This is a genomic window from Rhodopirellula halodulae (assembly GCF_020966775.1).
Lineage (GTDB): Bacteria > Planctomycetota > Planctomycetia > Pirellulales > Pirellulaceae > Rhodopirellula > Rhodopirellula halodulae.
The window spans coordinates 2,197,234-2,220,816 of sequence record NZ_JAJKFV010000029.1; the positions used below are offsets into that span (position 1 = coordinate 2,197,234).

Here is a 23,583-nt window from a genome sequence, read left to right on the forward strand (position 1 = left end):
CGAATCGTGATCTCACTAAATGTGAAACTCACAGAAACCGCCTTCAGCAAGCCGATTTTCGTCGGGCCAAGGAATGGCCTGAAGTAGATGGAACGCCTCTTCGCGCGAGTGATCAACGTCGACGCTCGATTGTGATGTGTGAAGTGGTCAAGGATCAGACGGCCCGGTTGAGATTGAATCGGGCAACCCGAATGGAATTGAGATGCAGCTTTGAATATCGAACATCTATTGGCACAGCTTCGTCGGCGATCGTCGCGAGTTTCGAAACGCGGGACGGCAAGGTCGGTTCGTTCAAAGAGCCAGGCGGTACGCGTGCGTCGTCGACCAGCTCGAGTCGAGTTCTTGGAAGACCGCCGGCTGTTGGCCAGCGATGTGGCGTTGTCGGGAAACACGTTGATTGTCTCGGGCGACGATGTGGACGCCAACCAATATGTAATCCAGGTCGTTGATTCCGGTGGCAACGACGCGTTTCAAATCGGAAGCAACGTCGCAATCACTGAGAACGATGCTGCGCTGACAGATACCGATTCAGATCCCAACCAAGTCACGGTGGACATCGGTTCAATTTCGCGGCTCGATGTGTTGGGGGGCAACCAAAGCAATGTTTTCGAAGTCGGCCAAGCTGCTGGGCAAAACATTCGGTTGATTGGCGAAGGGGGCACGGACTCGTACCGTTTGCTCAACCAATTTGGGACGGTGGACATTGACGACGCGAATGGTTCGTTGGATCTGTCCTCGTTGAGCTCTTGGACGACGGAGGTTTCCGGCGGTGTCGCCACCGTGCAAGCGAACTCGGGTGCGAGCGTCGCAACGGTGGCCAATGCGAGTTCCTTTGAATTGACGCCCAACGTGTTGTCTGCCAGCGGTGCCACGGATGCTGTGAACCAAGGACTCAGCGAGCTTGCTCAACTCGGCGACGAATTGGTTTCGGCCGGCAACTTGTCTGACAACCAATCCATGTTGGATGGTCGATCCGTGGGAGACTATTTGCCACTGGGGGACATTCTAAGAGAGAAGATCGCGTCACCCGTCGCGGACTATCTGGCATCGCCTTCAACCGCCGACGGGAACTTGCTGGGGTTGCTGAACGCGTTGGATTCGGTGAGCGGTGTCAGTTCGCTCGCAGATGCTTTGTTGATGTTTGACGTGGTTGTCGATGCCACCAGCACGGGAACGCGGACAACGTTGGATCTGGCGATCACGGCTGAGTTGACTCATTCTGAAGTTCAATTTGGTTTGCCGGACGACTTGTTGAGTTTGAACGACGCGTTGGAAACCAGTCTGGGCGTGTCGCAGTGGTCCGGGGAATTGACCACCGGCTTCACTTGGGACTTGCAAATCGGTTGGGACGCGGCTTCGACGGCGTACTTCTTTGTCGATTTCGTTGATGATTTGGAAGTCACCGCTGGCATTGACGAAACGGCCGCTGAAGTGGAACTCAACGCCGGTTTGCTTGGGCTGAATGTCGGAGCCCATGGTCCATCGAATGCCGCCAGCACCCTCACGTTTGATTTTCAAACCAGCCTGGGTGTCAGCGGTCTGGCGGGCCTGGACGGGCAGAACGGTGGAGCGGCCGATGGCATGGTTCGCACCATCGAACTCCAAGCCGCGGATCGCTTGGATTTACTCTCGGACGATCCCTCCCCGATGGCGCAGGTCGACGCGAATCTTTATGCGGTTGCGGGTGGTATCTCGGGCATCACGGACGATCAAGCCGCTCACATTCAGTGGAGCGACGATCTGTACGATTCGTCGCCAACGCTGACTCAGAATGTGACATCACTCGGCATTGATCCGTTCTTCTATTCCGATGCGACCACGTTGTTGCAGATGACGGAACAGTTTTCGATCTTCTTGGACACGTTGTCGGCGAAGACGATCGATGGAAGCGTTGTTCCGCTGACGGCGGGGCTGACACTCGGCGACGTGGTGGACGTCTCGACGGTTTATGAAACGTTGGTTGTTGAACCCGTTCGATTGCCTCAATATCTGACGTCGACGCTGCTAACCGACGTCACTTCAGGAGACCCGCTTGGAACGAGTGGCGATGCGGCAGCGGATTTGGTGCTGCAACTCCGCGACGGGAGCACCTACGCGATCGATCTGGACGCGGGGAACCCAACGACCTTGGGTCAAGTCACCCAAACGATCGTCAGTGCCGTCGGCAACGCGAGCAAACTGATTCGCGTGAACGATTCGCAGAACGGAGTCACGCTTGTCGATTTGACATCGGGCGACGAGAAATTTCAGTTCACCGCCAGGACTAATTCCGAGGGCGAAGACTTCGAGGTCGTCGGAAACCTTGGGTTGGACGCGGTCGCGGTGCAACGCGACGCGGTTGGTGATTCAGCGGAAGAATGGGTGATCGACGTGGCTCCGGTTCACGGCCCCGCATTTGCCACCATCCAAACATTTGCTTCGCTAGTCAATGCGCAAACCGCCGGCGTCGTGTCGGGACTGGCCTACGACCCCGACGCGGCGGGTGGGCCAAAGTTGTTGTTCGAGATTGCTGTCGATCACGCGTTGCCGAACGTCGACGGCAATGCCATGTCGTTGCTCGATTTGGGTGATCTGCAGCAAATTGATTTGTCCGCAGGAACCGTCGATGTCTCCGACGCGCGGTTGGGAATGCAGTTTCCGTTTGAGTTGTTGCTGACGGAAGTTGGTCGCGACGTCGAAAGCACCACCCCCATCGCCGAATTGAACGGTGGACGAGGTGTTTCGGTCACGCAATATTCAGATGGTTCCGTCGCCGATCTGGACATTCGGGTTGGGAATGGAACTCGTTTTTCAGTCGATTTGGATCTTGGGATCGGCGCGAAATCTCTTTCCGAGTTTGGGATTACAAACGGTGTCGGGAGTGATTTGACGGTCACGCTGCGTGATGGAACATCGTTCCAAGTGGAACTGTCCGACGTTGTTGCATCCACCGACAATGTCGCCAGCAATCTGGCCGAGTTGATGGAGTTGATTCAGGCGGCCGCCGAAGATGCTGGGGCAACTGATGCTGACTTCGATGCGACCGTCGATGTCGCTCGGTCAAGTTTGCGTCTGACAGACAAGACATCTGGCGAGGGGGCATTCGCGATCTCCGGACGTGTGGCCGACGCGCTGGCAATGGGGCCCTCATCCATGGTGGAAGTTGATGGGGCCGATGCACATCGGTTTGAGAAACCGATTGGGACGTTGGGTGATCTCGTCATTCAAATTACTGACCAGGCTCAAGCAGCAGGATTGACTCTGCCCGATCCGATGAATCCCGGCGTGGCTTGGGACTTTGACGTTCGGTTGATCGGGGCCGGAATTGAGATCGTTGACAAGACCAGCCTAGAAAGTGTGATCACGGGAGCGGTCCAAGCGAATCCAGCAAACGATCAATTGCAGACGGCGGGATTGTTCGTCGGACAAGACTTGCAGTTCCGCGCGGTCACCATCACGGAAGGCACTGGATCGGGGCAGACACGAATCATCACGTCGAACACCAACGATGTGTTGAGTTTGAGCCAACCTTGGGATGTACGACCCGATGCGACATCCAGGTTCGAAGTCGAGAACGGGTTGTTTGTGAACGCCGCGAATCGATCCGCGGCGGTGTTTGGGTTGGGGTTGAGCAACGCTCAACGCGATGACGGGGCCGAGCGAACGGTTGGCGGTGCGCCACTGCACGGCGACACGCCAAGTCGACGTTTGAAGCTGGCCAGTGCGGACGCCCCACACCTTCGGCTGACCATGGACCTCGACGAGGGCACGGCGGGAACCGGCATCGCACTTTACGGGCCGTTGGAGGTGGTTGTCTCCGGTGCGACGATTCAGAACGGAGCCTATCAAACCGAATTGACCTTGCGTGAGAAAACGCTGGATCGGCTGAACGCGGGATTGGAAAATCCGTCGAGCATGTTGTTGCAAGGTGTGGTGGCATCCGAGTCCTCGTTTGCGATCGATTTGCAAGTCGGTGCGGACCCAGTGGTCCCGATCAACGGCGTTGTTGGCACGACTCCGCTGGAAGCAAACATCGACAATCTGTTCGATGTGCAGGCCGGCGACGAAATCATTGTTCCAACGCTGAGCAACGACGATGCCGTGCGATCGCTGTTGCAATCCTTGTCGAGCATGACGACCGATGACTTCTTGAGTTCATTGGACTCCGTCAGTGACTATCTGTTTGAATTGCAGACTCAGTCCAAGCTGGCTGAGTCGTTGCCAGGGTTGCCGAGATCAATCGGCACGATGTTTGGCTTTGGTGAGAAGTTTGAGAAACGTTTGGACGAAGTGCGGGACTTGCCGATCTCGACTTTGCAGCAATTGCACGCCGCACTGAACGATACAACCCAAAAGACAGCTCAGACGCTCGCCGGTGATCTGGCAACTCAACTGAGCTTCGACGAAGCAGCCGCTCTGTTGACGTTCGATTTGGCGTACCAATTGGACGCGATTCAACCTTCGTTGCCGTTGACGTTGGATTTGACGTCGCTTGGTGATGACTTGAACGATGATGGCGACAATTTGCAACAACTCGGGCTGCGGCAGGTTGCCGCCGTGGTGGATTCGTCAGCCGCCAGTTTGCTAGACGTGAACGCGGAGGGTGAAGTTCATGTGTCGATGGGAATCGATCTTTCGGATCCCCAATCGCCGGTGACTGAACTGCTTTCCGATTCAAATCCAAACGAAGGCACGTGGGCTGAGTTCACCGTACAGGCTGACTCTGGCGAATCGATGAACTTCCCGGCGGTGCTGGGTAGCATGGCGGTCGGAGTGGTGGGCGGCCAGTTCACGTTGGCGAAAGATGCTGCGGCGGCGACGTTGGAGCCCGTTGAGTATCAGGCAAAACTGCATAGCGACGTGAATGTTGCGACAGCGCTTGAGCATGCGGCACTTCCAAATCGAACCACGGTGAATGTGGATGGTGAAGCGTCCGCCAGCTTTGAGTTGGTTCTTCCGGAAACGGTCATTCCGGCCGATGCACCGGCGGGTGTGTCGCCGAATTTGTCCGTAATCATCACCGACCTGAATGACATCGCGGCGGGCAATCCGTCACGCAGTTCCACCGTGTCAACGAACATGTCGGGCGTGTCCGGTCAGTGGCCGACGTTTGAAACACTGAGCCAGAACTTTTCGTTGACGGACTCGATGGAAGGCTTCCAGCTCGGCGTGCAGCGACTGTTCCGAGGTTTGGACGATGTGTTCGATACGGCACTGCTCGGACAAGATTTGCCGCTGGTGGGCAAGCAGCTAGCGGATGCCGCCGATTTTCTGGATCAGATGGGCGATGCCGTCTACGCCAACCTGGAGCAATTGCCTCGATCGGGAATCACGTTGGACTCCGTGCATTTGGCGCTGTTCGATGCGTTTGGACCGGGCGGATTCGGTTGGTTGCAAGACAGTCCCCTGCCCTCCAACCCAGACACGTTCGTCAACATCGACGACATCGCGGTGACCCGCGAAACGATTGTGACCGCGAGTGGGCGGGAACTGGTCACCGGCGTCGAGTACCAAATGGATCTGGAAATGGATCCAGCGAGTTTGCAGTTCCCGATCGATTTGGATCTGCTCTTGCCAGGGTTGGGATTGACCACGGATGCGCTGGCCGATGTCAAGTTCGGCTTCAAAATGCCGTTGATTGTCGGTGTCAGCGTGCTCGATGGCGTGTACCTCGATGTGGCATCGGACGAAGACTTCGAAATCAGTTTGGACATCTCACTTCCGAGTCATGTTGCTAATCTGTCAGGCAGCCCGCAATTAACTTGGCACAACACAGAGTCATCTTTGCCGAGAATCACGCGTGACGCCGGCAATTGGATAATGGATGGGTTCCAGGTCGGGCAGATCATCGAAGTCAGTGGGACCCAAAATCCAGCGGGCAACGACGGTCGGTTTGTCATCGCTGCGATCGATGCGACTGGCACCGAAATCACGCTCGCTGCAACCGATACATCCTTGAGCTCATCGGATCAGACGACCGATCGCGTGGTGCCGGAAGGCCCGACCAGTGGCGTGCAAATTCAGGTCACAACCGTTTCGATGGTTGGTGGGCCGTCGCTGACATTCGACAATGCCAGCCACAGTATTGCTCGTTCGAGTGGAAGTTGGCTGGCCGATGGTTTTCGAGCTGGGGACCGCATCACGGTGAACCAGACTCATACCAATGATGGTTCGTATGTCATCGCCGCGATTGATGCCACTGGACGAACGCTGGCATTGGAAGGCCTTGCACCAGGCAGTGGTTCATTGAACAACGCGTCCGGCGTGAGCAACGCGCGAGTTCACTCCGATCAACGACATGGTTTCGATGCAGAGATGGGAGTGCTTCCCTATCGCATTTGGGACGCAACGCCCGGTCAGTCCGAATTCACCGGAACCTTTGTCGTCGACCTGCATGATCCGAATGTGATTGCGGGTGCCCCACGGTTGTCCGTGAACGATTTGGACTCGCAGCCCGAGCTTCCGATTGCGCCTCGCGGTGGTTTCGCATCGGCTCCGTTGCCTGAGTTGCTATCGATCCACGAAGGCATGGGTGTGGGCGAAGCCATCGTGATGCATGACCTTGCCATTCAATTGGAAACCAACCTGCCCCGCACCGCGGCGTTCCCACCGTTTCGAACACAATTGGATGTCACCGGATGGGATTGGCAACTGAGCGATTCGTTGTTGACGCGGACTGTTCCTGAAAGCGTTGCATTCAACGACGTGCAATTCGAGCTGGTAGGTTTTGTTCGCGATTTTCTGGGGCCGACGCTGACGCGATTGCGAGCCGCGCTGGACCCAATGGACGGCGTCATCGACTTCTTGACCAGCGAAGCGATGCCCATTCTGTCCGCATTGTTCGGCCGGACCTCGTATGCTTCGGCACCAGGAGTCTTTGGCGGACGAACCGAAGCCGGTGACTTTGCCGGCGCGGCGGACGTGATTCGAAAGTTGGTCGATGGCGGCACCCCATCGCACACCGGGTTCACCAATTACCTCGATCTCATCGGATTGGTCAGCTCCAAGCGGCATCTCACCGCAATCAATGAGTTGGTGGGGGAACACTGGATCGATTTGGGACGCTTTGTCATTGATTCCAACGAGGCAACGGATCGTCGTGCCACGGTCGAGTCCATTTACAACGAAGCGCTCAACGCCGAACGCAATAAAGGTGATTTCGACGATAAACCGTTCCGCTTGAGCGGGAGTCCGGAGTTGGTGTTTGCCACGGGAGATCATTCGATCGAACGTCGCAACTTTGAACTCAACCATCGAACGCTGACATTTGGAGCGGCTTTGGGTGGAGGTGTTTCCATTATCAGTGATGTGCCTTGGACGAACTACGGGGTAGGCGGCGGTTTCACGATCACGATCGAGGGATTGACCGGAGCCAACGCGTCTTTCAACGGCGACTACTTGGTGTATTCGGTCAGCGGCAACACCGCGCTGGCGACCCATGACGGTTTTCATTCCACGTCTGGTCCGATGGTGGTTCCGCGCACGCTGATCAACGCGTCGACATGGCATGAAGAAGGGTTCCAGAGTGGTCAAACCATTCGCATCGATGGTGGTCAAAACGCGGGGACCTATGTGGTTCAAACGGTATCGGCAACGAAGCTCGCGGTTGTGTCGACGCTGACCGCCAACGAGTCGTTGCAGTCGCCAGCGGAAGTGGACGTGCGTGTTCAAAACTCCGTCGGCGATTATTCCGGATCCATCGAAGGTCAGATCGGAGCGGTTCTCGACAACCCGTTTTCGTCGGCTCAGAAAGCCGCCACGAGTTACTTGATGACTCAAACGCTGCCGGGGCGAGGCATTGGTTACGGCATGGGATTGTTGGGCGGCGTGGTGAGGGAAGCATTCAGTCCGATCGACAGCAGCTTGCGGGGCTTCGATCCGATTGAGTTGCCAATTCTCAGCGAAGCCTTTGGGTTGCTGATGGGCGATACCACGTTCGGCAATCACACGGCGTCGGACAGCCAATTGATGAGCTACAGCACGCCCGAATTGCAATTCACGCTGTATCAAGACTTTCCGCTGGACAAGAAGACATTCTTCTGCGAGGTGCCATTTGGGTCGGCATTCGCCAGTTCCGGGATTTGTGATGTCGTTAGCAGCGGCTCACCCACGCCGTTCATCTCGGTCTCGTTCGAGGCCCGCATGGACTACGGCGTTGCCTTTGACACAACCGGATTGCAACTCTATCGCGATTCAGCAAATCCCGATGCGATTGTCGAGGGTTTTTACTTCGACGACACCGATGGGGTCGACCTGAATCCATCGTTGATTGGTGGCAACGAAAGCGGACCCATTGGGACATCCTATGGCGTGACAGATGTTCCTCAATCTCGGATCTTGGGCGGGATCGGCGTGGGCGTGTTCCGCAAATTTGGAACTGGATTGGGAAGCTTGAAGGTGGGGGTCGAAATGTCCTTTCACACCGGTCAAGACCTGAATTTTCACGACCCCGATGGTGATGGTCGAATTCGTTCCAGCGAGTTCGACGTGCTGACACAGTCCGTGGTTGATGCCAATGGCATGTTGACGTTTGCGGATTCTGAGAATGCTTTTGACAAGAGCGTGCGAATTGAAGTTCGCGGCGATGCGTTTTTGAAGATCAAAGCGTTGTTCATCACCGTGATTGATGTGCGAGTCAACATCTTCACGTTTGGTTTCAACATCCCGTTGGAAGACAAGGCGTTCGATGCGCCGAACTTGGCAACGCTTACCGGTGGCACGCTTCGACTGCACGTTGGCGATGCGGACTCGGGAACTCGTGGTTATCGAACCAGCGACCCCAATGAAGTCATTTATGTCGGCTACAACCCGTCGACCAACCAGATTGTTGTTTCAGGTTTTGGCTCGCAATCGGAGCGTTTTTCCGCGTCGCAAATCAGTCTGATCGAAGCCTCGGCAGGCAATGGCAATGACAGGTTGATCGTCAGTCACTCCGTGAATCGACGAGTCTCGTTTGATGGTGGTGCGGGAAACGACGTGCTGTTGGGCGGTAGTGGTCCAGACGAATTGATAGGTGGTCTCGGAAACGATGTGATCAACGGACGACTCGGGAACGATTCAATCTGGGGCGACTTGAAAGTGCCCGGCGGTGGCGGGTTGGATTGGCTGTTTGGCGGTGACGGGCGAGACACCATTTACGGTGGACCCGGCGCGGACGTCATTCGCGGTTGGCGAGACGATGATGATCTGCATGGGGGCGACGGAGACGATTTGATCGACGGAGGATCCGGAAATGATTCGTTGCGCGGTGACGACGGGATCGATTTCCTTTTCGGCAACATCGGTCACGACATGATCGTCGGAGGTGCCCGCGACGATCGATTGGAAGGTGGTCCCGGACAAGACCGGTTGGAAGGCGAGTCCGGTGAAGACAGCCTGCACGGCGGATTGGGCAACGACTCGCTGGACGGCGGACCTGGCAACGATTCGTTGTATGGATTGAACCACAACGACCAGCTCCACGGCGGTTCGGGCGAAGACTTTTTGGATGGTGGACTCGGGAGCGATGTCGCGCTAGGTGGCGATGGTGCCGACCGAATCTATTCGCGAGATGGGAACGATCGCCTCGATGGACAGGACGGCGACGATACGTTCAAAGTTTTCTTTGTTCGCGGCAAAGTGAATTCGTTGCTTTCGATCTTGGACACCGGCACGACTGGAGTCGATGTCTTCGACGCGATTGGGACCGTTGATCCGGATCAGTTCTTGCTGCGGGCCAGCGTCAGCGGCACTAACGCATTCGTTGCGGTGCTGACGGATCCTGATCACTCCTCGGATCAACCTGCTTACAACCCATCCGTTCAGCGAGTGAACTATTTGGGCGTGGAACGCATCCTTGTCCAAGGTGGTTTGGGTGACGATCAATTCGCCGTCGACGACACGGCGGCGGAAGTGACCATCGACGGCGGCGACGGTGACGATGCCTTCCAAGTCGGCCAGTTGTTCCGCTCGCAACGGACGAAGGTCGAGGCCAATGTTTCGGTGGATGACGTGTTCGCCACGATCGAAACCACGCGAGGGTTTTTGTCCAACGGAATCAGTCAGCCGATGACGATCAGCGGCGGACTGGGGAATGACCACTTTGTCGTGTTCCACAACCAAGCCGTGCTGACATTGAACGGCAACGAAGGGGACGATGGGTTTGAGGTCCGCGCGTTTGCCTTGGTCGGTTCGCGGGAACCCGAGCGTGCTCGCACTGACATCACAGGCGGTGCCGGCGCGGACTTGGTGCAATACGCCGTCAATGCCCCGGTCAACATCGACGGTGGGGACGGCTTTGATACGCTGACGGTCATTGGAACCGAGTTTGGAGACGACTTTGTCATCACGGAAGATGGCGTCTACGGTGCCGGTTTGACGATTGATTTCACCAACATTGAATCGTTGCGAGTCGACGCTGCTGAGGGGAATGATCGGTTCTACGTCAAAAGCACCAGCGAGAAATTTCTGACGGAACTCTTTGGTGGACTGGGGGATGACACATTCAATCTGTCCGGTGACACGCCGCCCGTTGTCAGCAACGACTTGAAGGGACACAGCGGCATTGTCACCAACAACATGTCGTACAGCAGTGATCTGCGCTACGAGGATTTGAAACTGCACGGGGTTTCCTCAAACGTTGCGGACAACGAAGAGCCCTTTGTCGTGATTCGTACCTCCAATGGTTCGACCATTGTGGGCGAAGCTGGCTCCGTTGATGCGAGCGTGGTGGACTTTTACGAAGTCGTACTGACTCAGCCGCCCATGAGTGGATTTGATGTTTGGGTGTATGCACTCGCGCCGCTGCCCAGCACGTCGCAGCGTGAGTTGGGGGTGTTGGCGTTCCGGCTGAGTAGCGTTGCACCGGGAGCCGTGAAGAAGGAGGACGGATCCGCCGTCACGCTGAAGTTCACCTCTGACAACTGGTACATTCCGCAACGCGTTGATGTGTTGGCTGATGACGAAGTTCAACAAGACACCGGCCGATTGTTCACACGCGAAGAACTGTCGCAGGCTGACACTTTCACCTACGACGACGCGGCGTTTGAGGGCAAGCGATCGGCGGTGATCAACCACATCGTCAGCTCAACCGCGACCACGATCTCCGGCACGCCCAAGGCTCTGTTTGATTCGCCAACGATTACGATCGACACGAATTTGCCGTTCTACGAATTTGTCGGTGAAACGATCACGGTCACATCGGCGGATGGACTTTCGACGCAATCACGGCGCATCGTGGATGCTCGTTTGGTCGGTGGGAAGATGCAATTGACCGTCGATCGGTCTTGGTTGGCAGGTGCGAACCAACCTGACGCCACCAGCACTTACTCGATTGCGCTGGCGTCCAGTACTGAAACTGGTCACCCAGTTCAAGTTCGCAACACGACCTTCACCGTGGAGGACCCCAGCGACCCGGCGAACCCGTTGATCGCCAGTCCCATCGATTTTCTCGGTCGTCAGATCACGATCGTTGACGGTGCCGGTGTGGGGCAAAGTCGGTTCATCACGGGAGCTTCGAAAGTCGTCAATTTCGCAGCCAGCGCGAAGCAAGTGGACCGTGATCACCCCAAAACGTTCGCGATCAATTTGTCCTCGGGTGGTCAGGCCGTGGTGCCAACTTCGGGCGGTGTGCTGAATCTGTATTTCCTGGCAGATTTGGATTACGTGACGGAAACGATGACGATCAGCTTGGATGGAGTTCCGCTGGAAGTGTTGTATGACGACTTCTCCGGCCGACAGTACCAATCGCTGTACGCGTCGATCCCGCTTTCGCAAGCTCAGTTGCAAACGGCGTTGACGGATGGACGGTTGGAATTGCAGTTCACGCCTTCACAAGACGTCAACGATCTCGACCAGTTCTACGACGCTCAGTCGAGAGTGTCGTTTGATTTACAGTTCCAAATCGACGCCGCCAACCCTCACTTAATTGCGGGGACCGGCGGCGAAGTGCAGTTCACATTGGACCGAGGTTGGAGTCTGACCGACCCGCCGTCACAACAAAGCCAGTACCAAATCCAGATCGATGACTCGTTGGTGGGACGATTGTCGGCCGTGAACGAGTCACCCGTTGGCTTGCCGGTCGATCCAGCCTTTCCTCCGGAGCTCGACACGCGAACCACCTTCACTGACCACGAAGCCGATTTTGAATCCGGGTTCGGGGCAGAGGGATTGCGCGGCGCAACGATCGAAATCGTCGGTGGTCCCGGTGCCGGGCAGAGACGTTTGATTTTGGGGACGGTTGATACCACCACGTTGATCCTGAACGGTGACTGGCGAACGGACCCGGTGGTCGGCGAAAGTCTCTACCGAATTGCTCGCTTTGATGGGTTGGCGGTTTCAAGTGTTGGTGTCGAAATCAACGACAATGACGAAGCCGGATTGGTGGTCGATGAGACCCATGGATTGGATCAATCGCTGTCGGCCGATGCCGTTGCTGACACCAACACGGTGACGGCGGTGATCGAAGGCGGTGACGGCGATCACTTGGGCGAACGCGATGTGGTGCGAGTCAAGCTGACTCGGCAACCGACATCCAACGTGACCTTGCGTTTGGTCTACGATCTCGTGCAACTGGGCCTGCAAACCGTCGCTGGAGTCCCCATCGCCTCCAATGCGTTGACGTTCACTCCAGGCAACTGGGACGTGGATCAAGAAGTGATGGTCGTCGGGTTGGTTGACCAGATTCGGGAAGGGTTCCACGTCAGCCAGATCAAATTGGAACTCGATTCAGGCGACGTTGACCAGGAATTGGTCCAGGTGGACCGATTCAACATTCCGAGCAATGCGGCGGTCGAGTTCGTTGGGTTGAGTGAACGGCCCACACGAATCAGCAGCGTTCAGTACAAGGGCCAAACACTGCAGCCCAAGGAAGACAACGTTGTGGCCGGGACAATTTCAAAACCCGTCTTCGCCGTGATCAGCAACAAAATCGTGTTCTTCGCTGGAAACGAAGTGACGAAGGTTTCCGGTAACGATCTGACCGTGACCTACACGTACTTGAAATCTGGGTTCGACGCCGCGTTCACCCAACCGGTCTTGGTTCGAATCGATGATGCCGATGCACCGACCGTGCTGGTGCGAGAAACCGGTGGATCCACGGACGTGGTCGAAGGAGCGACCCGCTTCATGGTGCTTCATTTCGATGGCGATGAATTTGCAGCCAGTGCTTTGGTGGGGCAAGACGTATCGGTGACGGACGGAACCGGAGCGGGCCAATCCGCGACGGTGATCTCAAGTGATGGCAATCAGATCACACTGGATACGGTGTGGACAACGCCGCCGGATGAAACGAGTGAGTTGAACCTGATGACGGCGAGCGGAACCGTGCAGCGTTTCGTGACGAAGGTTGATTCGAGCTCGTGGTCGGACGACCAATACGAAGTCGTGCTAACAGCGCCTCCCGTGGACGATGTTTCTGCTGGTCGACGCGTGGTCGAGATTTTGGTGACTCCCGAGATTACTAAGACAAGCCGAACCGGCGGCGTGCGTACGGATGCTCGCCAGGTCACACTTCGCAATCTCGACGGTTTGGATCCCTCACGCGTTCGCGTTGACCCCGATGACCCGAATCGTTTGATTGTGACCTTCGATGAAACGAACTGGGACATCCCGGTGCGAATCGGCGTGCAGGCCATCGATGATTTGAAGGTGGACGGTGGCGATACAAAGGTCTTCGCTCCCGGACCAAACACGTTGAGCGGAATCCTGGGGCCCGTGGTGGTCAATGGAGCCGGCGGGGATGGATCGTTGGCGGGGCTTGGCGATCCGGAAATTTTGCCACAAGAAACGAATGTCAAACCAGCGACGGGTGAGGTCGATTCGATCGTTGGAACATCGGTCAACTTGGACGTTTTGACGACCGACCAATTGGCTTCCATCGGGATTTTGCCGGATCTCAGCAATGTCGGGACGTTGATTGGGAAAACGTTCGAAGTCGTTGCCACGTATCCCACCGCGGATTGGCTGCAGGTCTTTCCTTCGGCGACGGTGGGCAGTCCACGAGATCCCGTGGTGGGACAATTTCGATTGATCACCGATGCCACTGTGGATGGCAACCAAATCACGCTGACGTTGAATGAACGTTTTGGTGCGGGAGCGGCGACGTTTGACATTCAACCCGGAGCGACCTCTTCAACGATCGAGGTGGAGTTGTCTCGCCAGGAACAACTGCGGTTGGGCGTTTCGAATGTCAGCGATCTACACGGACGCACCATTGAATTGCTCGATGCGGATGGGACCGAATTGTCATCGGTGGTCATCGACTCGGCTGGAGTGACTTCCGATGGGAAGATCTCCATCGAGGTGCAAGCCGATTGGACGTCGGTGGCGAATGCAACCGCATCTTTCTTCATTCAGTCAGAAGACTTGATCCAAGGATTTGCCATCACCAACGAGAGTCTGAACTTCTTCGTTGATGAGTTCAATGCTGTGGACTACATGTTCGTGCACGACGAAGACAGTCCGGCCGATAGCACCGGGTACCTGACTGCTGAACGATTGTGGGGATTGAACTTGGGACCGGATGTGACGGTCGGCGGGCGGCTTCAGCCGGGCGGTATTCAATACGGCAACTTGGAAGTGTTGCAGGTCGATCTTGGTCGTGGGAACAACGACTTTCATGTGTTGGGAACACACAAGCGTGCGGATGATCCGAGTACCTTGGCGGATGAAACCTTCCAAACATGGACGATCATCAATGGTGGGAACGATGTGTATTGGCCCGTCACTGATCGCATTGGTGATCACTTCACGGTTGGGATCAACGCGGTCGATCATTTTGACGTGGTAGCAGGCACGGTCGCCGAGGGGCACAACCCGAGCGAAACGGAATTGGCGAGTCTGACTGATTCCACCGCCCCGTTTGGCGATACAGATGCCTTGGTGGGCATGGAGGTCACTTTGACCGGAGTCAACGGGACGCAGCAAACGCGAACAATCATTCGCAACACGGTCGACACGTTGTTCATCCGAGGGACTTGGACGGAGCTTCCGACGCTCGGCGACACCTACACCATCACCGATCGTGCCGATGGCCCGCTGGCGATCAACGCGCAGGGTGGTGACGACTCAATTGACGCAACGGGATCAACGTTGGGTGTGGTTGCCTTCGGTGGCCTCGGAAAAGACACGTTGATCGGTGGCTTGGGCGATGACATTCTGTTTGGTGACCAGGGGCGTGTTGACTATTCCACCGTCGCGGATGCCGACGGGCACACCCGCATCGTGACTCGTTTGGGAGATGCTGCATCACCAATTTCCGGCACGGTGACCGGTGATTATGCCGACGCTTCGAACTTGGTTGATTCCTCGGCGAACTTCCCCGTGCCAGACGGATTCGACATCGGCTTGGTTGGGTTGATGGTCGACATCAACAACGGCACCGGCTTCTTGCAAACGCCGCGATTGATCACGGACAACGACGCTAATCGCTTGTCGATTTCACCGGACTCTACAACGACGCTCGATGCCACCAGTGCGTATCGGATCTCGACTGATCCGGAAGACCAAACGGACGGAATCGTTCGCGGACCGACACGTTTGATCACCGTGGATGACCTGCTAGGCGACATCGACACCATCCAAGGCGGTGGTGGAGCGGATCAAATTATTGGTGGTGTCGGGGACGATGATTTGTTCGGCGACGCCGGTGACGACGTGATTTTGGGTGACGCCGGAGTGATTGAGCGGTCCGCCGTGGCCGCCAATGCGACGGGAACCGTCGTCGCCAGCGTTCTGGATCGAGTCCGGACAAAAGCCCCGGATGCTGGTGGCAAAGATCTGATCTCGGGTGGAGATGACAACGACATCGTGTTCGGTGGTTTTGAAACGGACTACATCAACTACGACCGGTCTGAAAATCCGGGCGTCGGCGAGTCCGGCAACGACATCATCGTCGGAGACAACGGACTGGCGGATTTTGACGTCTCGTCCGGAGTCGCCATTTTGGTGGAGGTATCAACGAACGAGCCCACATACGGTGGCGATGATTGGATCACGTCGGGTACTGGTGAAAAGATCTTGCTTGGTGGTGTGGGCGATGATCACTTGCTCGCGGGCAGCGATGCATCTCCCGACATCATCATCGGTGACGAAGGCACTGCGACGTTTGATTCGGAAGCCGGTTTGCGATACCGAATCGCGACTCAGACACCCGGCGTCGGCGGCGTTGACACCATCACGGCAGGAGACGCGTTGAATTTGCTGCTTGGTGGCAGTGGTGGCGACTTCATCACGGGCGGGAATTCCCAAGACGTCATCTTTGGCGACAACGGGGAGATTCTGTTTGATGCCGCTGGAATTCGCCAAAGATTGATCACGACTGACCCAACCTATGGCGGCGTGGACACAATCGCCGGACGTGGCGGTAACGACATCATCATCGGAGGAACCGACGGCGATCTGATCAGCGGCGGATCAGATCACGATGTAATTCTTGGAGATCACGGCGAAGTGGATTTCACGCGTCCCGCTGATCGCAATGTCATCAGCCGTTTCATTGAAGCCAGCGACGGCGGCGGTGATGACACCATTGATGGCGACGACGGCGATGATTTTGTTTGGGGAGGCCAGGGCAACGATTTGATTCGCGGTGGTGCCGGACAAGACGATTTGGTCGGTGGTCACAATGTGCCGTTCGGAAGCGACACGGATGACACGATCGAAGGTGGCGACGATGAAGACGCCTTGCTCGGTGACAACGGAATCATCACCCGAGAGTTGATCGGATCCGAGCTCGGAAACTGGACGACGTACCTAGCACCCTTTGCTCATGTTGTGGTGCGTGAGTTGCAGCCGTTTGATGACCTGGACTTGATCGGTGGCGACGACGTTTTGCGTGGCGATGCCGCGATGGACATGTTGCTCGGACAACGTGGCGACGACACGATCGAAGGTGGCGACCACGACGACGAATTGATCGGTGGACTCGGTGCGGACACGATTCAAGGCGGATCAGGACACGACTTCATCTTGGCCGATGCCGGTCAAATTCTGAAGGATCTTCACAGCGATGGCTCCCCGCAAATTAACCATGATGGCGTTTGGCATCGAGACTTCGTGACGGAACGAATCGCTCGTGTCAGCGATGTCATTCCATTGAGTCCAACCGCTCTGAGCGAGTTGCCCGCTGATCTGGTGGATCGACTGTTGGACGCCGACCAAATCGTGCTCGCGAGCGTGCATCTGCCAACCGGGCAATTCCACACGGATCACAACGGTGTCTCACAAACCGTCGCATTGTTGTTGGATCTGGTCGCCGCCGATGACGACATCGTGGATGGTGGCGATGGCAACGATGTGGTGCTTGGTCAACGTGGGGACGACTTCTTGCGCGGAGGTGCCGGCGATGACCTGTTGGTTGGTGATCACGGAATCAATGTCGCGCCGTATGAAACGGATCTTCCACAGATGGTGGATGCAACGCGTCTGATTGGCACTGTCGCCGGTTATGATTCGTTGTCTGGAATGGAGTTGGATTTGCCGGGACTGGGGCATGTGATTGTTCCTGATTTTGTCGCTGAGCCCGGTAAGCTCGTCGATGAGCGGCCTCGTTGGGATCGCGTCACGGACATCAATTCCGATCTTTCGAACATCGCCAACGACGACCGCATTTCGACCACCGACAATTTGCACCTGTCCGCGTCTGTCATGATCACCCCAGACTTGCAGGGACACACGAGTGTCCTGTCGGGCGGTGATACCGTGTTGGGTGATGATGGGGATGATTGGATCGTCGGTGATCAGTGGATCGTGAACAGCGAACTGCATTCGGGCATCACCGCCGTTGACGAAGCCATCGAACGAGTTCAGTCGACCATCGCCGGCGTCATGCACGCATTGTCCTCGGCGACATTGGATCGTGACGTAGTTCGGCACGAACTCCATTCACAACCGATCGTCGAGACCGACATTCGCGTTGCTAACGACACGCTGCAAGGCGGCGACGACAATGACACGCTGATTGGCGACAATGGCACGGTTGAGTTGCCATCCACGCAAGCGATTCCCGGATCCGGAACGGTGTCTGAGAACGCGTTGACTTTGTTGAATCGATTGAACGCCTACCGAATGATGGCAGACGACGCGATCCAGCTCGTTTCACGCGTGCACTACGGGTTGATCGAACAACTGTTGGCCGATGCCGAGTCGGCTCGTCCGGGATTGCCAAGTTTGTCAACGAACCAGATTGAGTTCGTCCAATATCGCCAATTGTTTTGGGGCAACGATGAGATCGACGGGGACTCTGGCAACGACACGCTGGTCGGTGGCGATTCGTTGATGGTGGCGCCGTACGTTACAAGCGAAGAAGCGGATTTCCCCGAAACCGAAGGCGCGATTGGTCTGGACGCCGATTCACTGAGAGTCTTGGAGCACGAATTGTTTGAACACCTGCGGGTTCAACAAGCTTCACTGGAACAACGTCACCAATCGCGACTGGTCAATGTTGCTCAAGAGATTCAACGCGGGCCTGGATTGGATCGCATCGCCTACGTTCCGTCATGGGATCGTTCATTGGACAACGATACCATTCGGGGCGGAGAAGACGACGATTGGATCGGAGGTGATCTTGGCATTCTTGTGTCGCCGTTACTGCGTGATGTTCCATTGACGGACGATGCACAGCGAGACTTGGATCAACACGTCGAGGCGATGCTCGACCAAATTTCCAATCTTGATCGCGATCAGCACGCGACCAGCTTCGATCGTCGCGTTGGCAGGCTTGCCCAAGCCGCTTCCACGACCGATGCGATGACTCCGGAAGCTCGTCACGACCGGATCCAAGGACAGTGGATCATTGGACAAGACACCCTGTTTGGTGACGGCGGCGACGACATCGTGTTGGGCGATCACGGTTCGATGGTTGCGGCGATCACCGTGCCCACACCAATGGATTACACATCGCTACGGAGATCGAATTACCACCTGGAGTTCATCGACGATTCGATGCGGACGTTCCTGGAATCGTCCACCCTTGATGACGTGGACGTGCGACTTCAAGGCGATGTGATTCGCGGTGGCGATGATGACGACGTGCTGATGGGAGCCGTCGGCAATGATGACATGGATGGTGACGCGGGCAACGACACGTTGCTTGGTGGTAACGGAGCCGACTTGCTCAGCGACGGAAACGGAACCAATTGGATTCGATCCGACGGTGGCAACTATCCCAAATTGGATCTGCAAGTCGAAATGGGACAATTCCGTTTCGATCATCTGTCCTCCATCAACCAACAGTTGTTTTTGGACGCCGCGGCGGGGGCACTCGATCCTGTGGGTTGGAAAGTTCAGTCTGATGGCAATGAGTTCGATCCCGGCAATGGCGATCCCGATGCGCCGGAGACTCCCGAGGAGCGGCAGGTCGATCTCGATGGCGAATTGGATGCCGTGACGGGACAAGCGATTCTCTATTCCGCAACGGTCACGGACTTGCCTGGCGGAGCTTTGGTGGGCTATCTGTGGGAAGTCCACAACGCGGACGGGGAGATCGTTTTGACGGGCGCTGGTCAACGCGTCGCATTCACCCTGCATGCTGCCGGGCAGTACACCGTCCAAGTGCGTTCGTCGGATACTCAGAATGGTGCCGGGGTTGCTGCTCTCACATTGACCGTACACGCAACCCGATTGATTGCCGACGACGATCATCCAGGCAAATTCATTTTGTCGATCGGAGGGACGGACGAAGACAACGACATTCGTTTGATGGCCGATCGCTCCTCGGCCGATTCCGTCGAAATGCGAACGCGAATTGGACGTGGTACTTGGGACCGGCAGTGGTTCACCGATATCTCACGCATCGAGGTTTATGGTGGAGATGGCAATGACGATTTGTCCTCCGACCGACGGCTCCGTATTCCTGTTCGCTTGTTTGGTGGGGCAGGTGATGACGAACTACGTGGAGGGGCCGCGAATGATTTACTCGATGGCGGAGTCGGGGATGACCGGCTGCAAGGACAGTCCGGCAACGATGTGGTGATTGGTGGCTATGGTGCGGATCGAATCGACGGCGGCTTTGATGATGACTTGCTGATCGCTGATGCTTTGGATGCGTTCTCAGCCGATCGTCTGTTGGCGGATTGGTCTGACTCCGCTTTAGAACCCGCCGACCGGATGGCTGGTTTGGTCAACGACATGCTGGCCGCCAAAGTCGCGGATGGTGCCGTCGATGACTTGGATGGTGACCGCGGACTTGATTGGCTCTTTGGACAGACCATCGAAACGCTTCACGCACGACGCGGAGATGACGACCTGACAACGCTCTATTGATTCGGTCGTTGGTGAGACCGAGATCTATATGTTTGGAGCTTTCGAAAAAGCGTGAATCCAAAGGCGGGGTTAGCGCGGGAATCGTCGTGTCGGTGTAGACTGACAGGCCGTTGATGGGATGTTTCTCCTCCGCTCGTATGATGTGCAGGAGCTGATCAAGCCGTTGAGCTTGTCGATCACAACCCCGTCCACGTTCACGTTGGCGGATCGCGAGGGTCCGCGAATGTTTGCCCGCCTCCATCCCCCTGGGTTCTCGTGCTCCGATTCACCATCGCTTTGTTGACGTGTTGCATCACGTCATCGTTGTTCGCGCAAACGCGTCCGAATTTGGTTCTGATCATCGCCGATGACATGAACTGGGACGATTGCGGAGCCTATGGGCATCCGGCAATTCGGACGCCCAATCTAGATCGTTTGGCGGCGGAAGGAATGAAGTTCCAGCACGCCTATTTAACAACCAATTCTTGCAGTCCTTCGCGTGCCAGCATCATCACGGGGAAGTACCCACACAACACGGGGGCGGAGCAACTGCACTGGCCGCTTCCCGATGACAGCGACACCTTCGTCGGACGCTTGAAGGACGCGGGGTACTACACCGCCGCCGCGGGGAAGTGGCACATGGGCGATGCGGTGCGAGACCACTTTGACAAAATCTACGAAGCATCGACGGCGGGGTTTGTACTTCCGTCCGGGAAGGACGGTCAGCCCGCCAAAATGATCGCGGCGCAGCCGAGCGGTTGCGAAGATTGGGAGCGTGCGTGTAAGGAACGTCCTCGCGATCAGCCGTTCTTTCTATGGTTGGCAGCCTTGGATCCGCACCGGGAGTACAACGATGGGGCGTTGGATCCTCCTCATTCGCACGACGACGTGATCGTACCACCGCATCTGCCAGATGTCCCCGACGTTCGCGAGGATTTGCGTTTGTACTATGACGAGATCGGGCGTCTGGATTCGTATGTCGGCAAAGTGATGCGTCAATTGGAACGGCAAGGAGTGGATGACAACACGCTCGTTCTATTCATCAGCGACAACGGGCGCCCTTTCCCTCGCGACAAGACATCGCTGTATGACGGTGGGATTCGAACCCCGTGGATCGTGCGGTATCCCAAAAAGGTTGCTTCTGGGACGACTACCCAGGCATTGGTCAGTGCGGTCGACATCGGTGCGACGTTCTTGACTATGGCTGGCGTTGAAAACCGCAAAAGTTTTTCAGATTCCAGTCGCAGCTTTGCGGCGGTTCTGAACGATCCCACGAAGTCACATCGCGAGTATGCGTTTGCGGAGGATCACTGGCACGATTTCGAAGATCACGCCCGTGCGGTGGCGACCCATCAATACAAGTTGATTCGCAATGACTACGTCGATTTGCCGGCAACACCTTCCGCCGATGCGGGACGCGGGCTGTCTTGGCAAGCGATGTTGCGTTTGCAAGACGAGGGCAAGTTGACCGAAGCACAGCAAGCGTGTTTTCGTTCCCCTCGCGACGCTTGGGAATTGTATGACTTGCAACGCGACCCCGGCGAATTGACCAACCGATTTGACGATCCTGCCTACGCCACGGTTCGAGAGGAACTGCAATCCGCGTTGATGAAATGGACACAGCGGACATCGGACTACATGCCCACCCGACGAACTCCTGATGAATTTGATCGAGTCACCGGGGAACCCGATCACTCGGTTCGCAAGCGACCCCGTCCGTCGAAGCTACAGATGTTTGGGACGAATGGCGCTTACTGAGTTTGTTTCCTGCCACATTGCCCGACTTCTTTCACCAAACAAACGTGACCTTATGAGAAGATTGCTTCCAGCACTATTCGTTTTCGCCAGCTTGAGTTTTCTGTCGTCGACGTCGGCGGATGATCGGCCGAATGTGCTGTGGATCACGATCGAAGATTGGTCCGCGGATCTGTCGTGCTACGGAACGAAAGGCGTGCACACACCGAACGTTGATCAGCTCGCGGCGGAAGGCATCCGTTATGAACGAGCCTTCACCACGTCGCCGGTTTGCTCGACGTCACGTTCCGCAATGATGACGGGCTTTCATCAAAACTACATCGGTGCAAATCAGCACCGTGAGTACAACAAGCAACCTCTGCCGCATGGAGTGCGACCGATTCCGCATCTGTTCGCGGATGCGGGCTACTTTACCGCACTCATGAGCTACAAAACCGACTGCAATTTCCTTCCTGACAAGAAGGAGCAATTATTCGAAGGAACGGATTGGAGTCAGCGTGAAGAAGGGCAGCCGTTCTTTGCACGCATCACCTTTGGGGGCACCCACCGGGCGTGGAAACGTGATCCAAAGCGTCCCATCGCGGAAGAAGACGTGGAACTTCCGCCGTACTACCCCGACACCCAATTCATCCGTCGTGATTGGGCCAATGGTTTGGAGCAAATGCAGTTGGTGGACCGAGAAGTGGGGCAGCTTCTCAAGCGTTTGGATAGCGAGGGACTGACCAAGAACACCATCGTGTTCTTCATCGGGGATCACGGTCGATGCCACATTCGCGGGAAGCAGTTTTTGTATGACGGTGGCATCCGCATTCCGATGATCATGCGTTGGCCTGGCAAGGTGGATGCGGGGCAAGTCAGTGAGGACTTGGTCATGTCGATCGATATCTGTGCCACCATCCTGGAAGCCGCCGGAATCGAGCCTCCCGTCGCCCTGCACGGAATGAGTCTGCTGGATCCAAAGCTCGCCTCACGCCAATACGTTTTCTCGGCACGAGACAAAATGGATGAAACGCATGACGCCATGCGAGCGATCCGTTCGAAGGAATTCAAGTTGATACACAACTTGATGCCGGAACGAGCCTATTGCCAATTCAATCAGTACAAAGAAGGTGCCTACCCGGCGCTGGCGGAGATGAATGTGCTGCACATGCAAGGCAAGTTGAACGCCGCGCAAGCTCATTTCATGGCTTCGGTCAAACCTGAGCTGGAACTCTACGATCTGCGGGAAGATCCGCATGAAGTTCACAATGTGATCGATGACCCAAGCTATGCCGACACACGTGACAATCTGCTCAACCCTCTGAACGAGTGGCGTGAGAACGTGATTTTGGATCAGGGCGTCAGCGAAGACTTCCGTGCATTGAACGTTTTTCCTGCCGCGATCTCCGGCATGAGTGTGGATCGCTGGGTCGAAAATCATCGCGATGAGTACGACTATGAAAAGTACGGATGGCCGAGTTGGTATCCCACTCGCTCGTTGGAACAATGGCAGGCGGCCCGCAAAGCATGGGAACCTTGGGTCTTTCGGGAACCTGATTCCAAGATGGAACGACCCGCGTTGACGCTTCGCCAGCAGAAACGAAAAGCTGCGAAAAAGAAGTGACGTTATGCGTGCGCAAGACATAAGCC

Annotated in this window: 3 protein-coding genes; all 3 read left to right on the forward strand. The window is 56.3% G+C overall.

Features of this window, described 5'->3' with window-relative positions:
• Positions 1-312 precede the first annotated feature (312 nt).
• The 3 genes from LOC70_RS20865 to LOC70_RS20875 all read left to right on the forward strand — a co-directional run bounded on the left by LOC70_RS20865 (position 313) and on the right by LOC70_RS20875 (position 23,557).
• Positions 313-20,220, forward strand: a complete 19,908-nt coding sequence (locus tag LOC70_RS20865; RefSeq protein ID WP_230256228.1) for a hypothetical protein — start codon at positions 313-315, stop codon at positions 20,218-20,220.
• A 255-nt stretch (positions 20,221-20,475) separates the two neighbouring features.
• Positions 20,476-21,957 carry a sulfatase family protein gene (locus tag LOC70_RS20870; RefSeq protein WP_230255904.1) on the forward strand — a complete coding sequence of 494 codons (1,482 nt, stop codon included), beginning with the start codon at positions 20,476-20,478 and terminating at the stop codon, positions 21,955-21,957.
• Positions 21,958-22,009: 52 nt separating this feature from the next.
• Positions 22,010-23,557 carry a sulfatase family protein gene (locus tag LOC70_RS20875; RefSeq protein ID WP_230255905.1) on the forward strand — a complete coding sequence of 516 codons (1,548 nt, stop codon included), beginning with the start codon at positions 22,010-22,012 and terminating at the stop codon, positions 23,555-23,557.
• Positions 23,558-23,583: the final 26 nt, after the last annotated feature.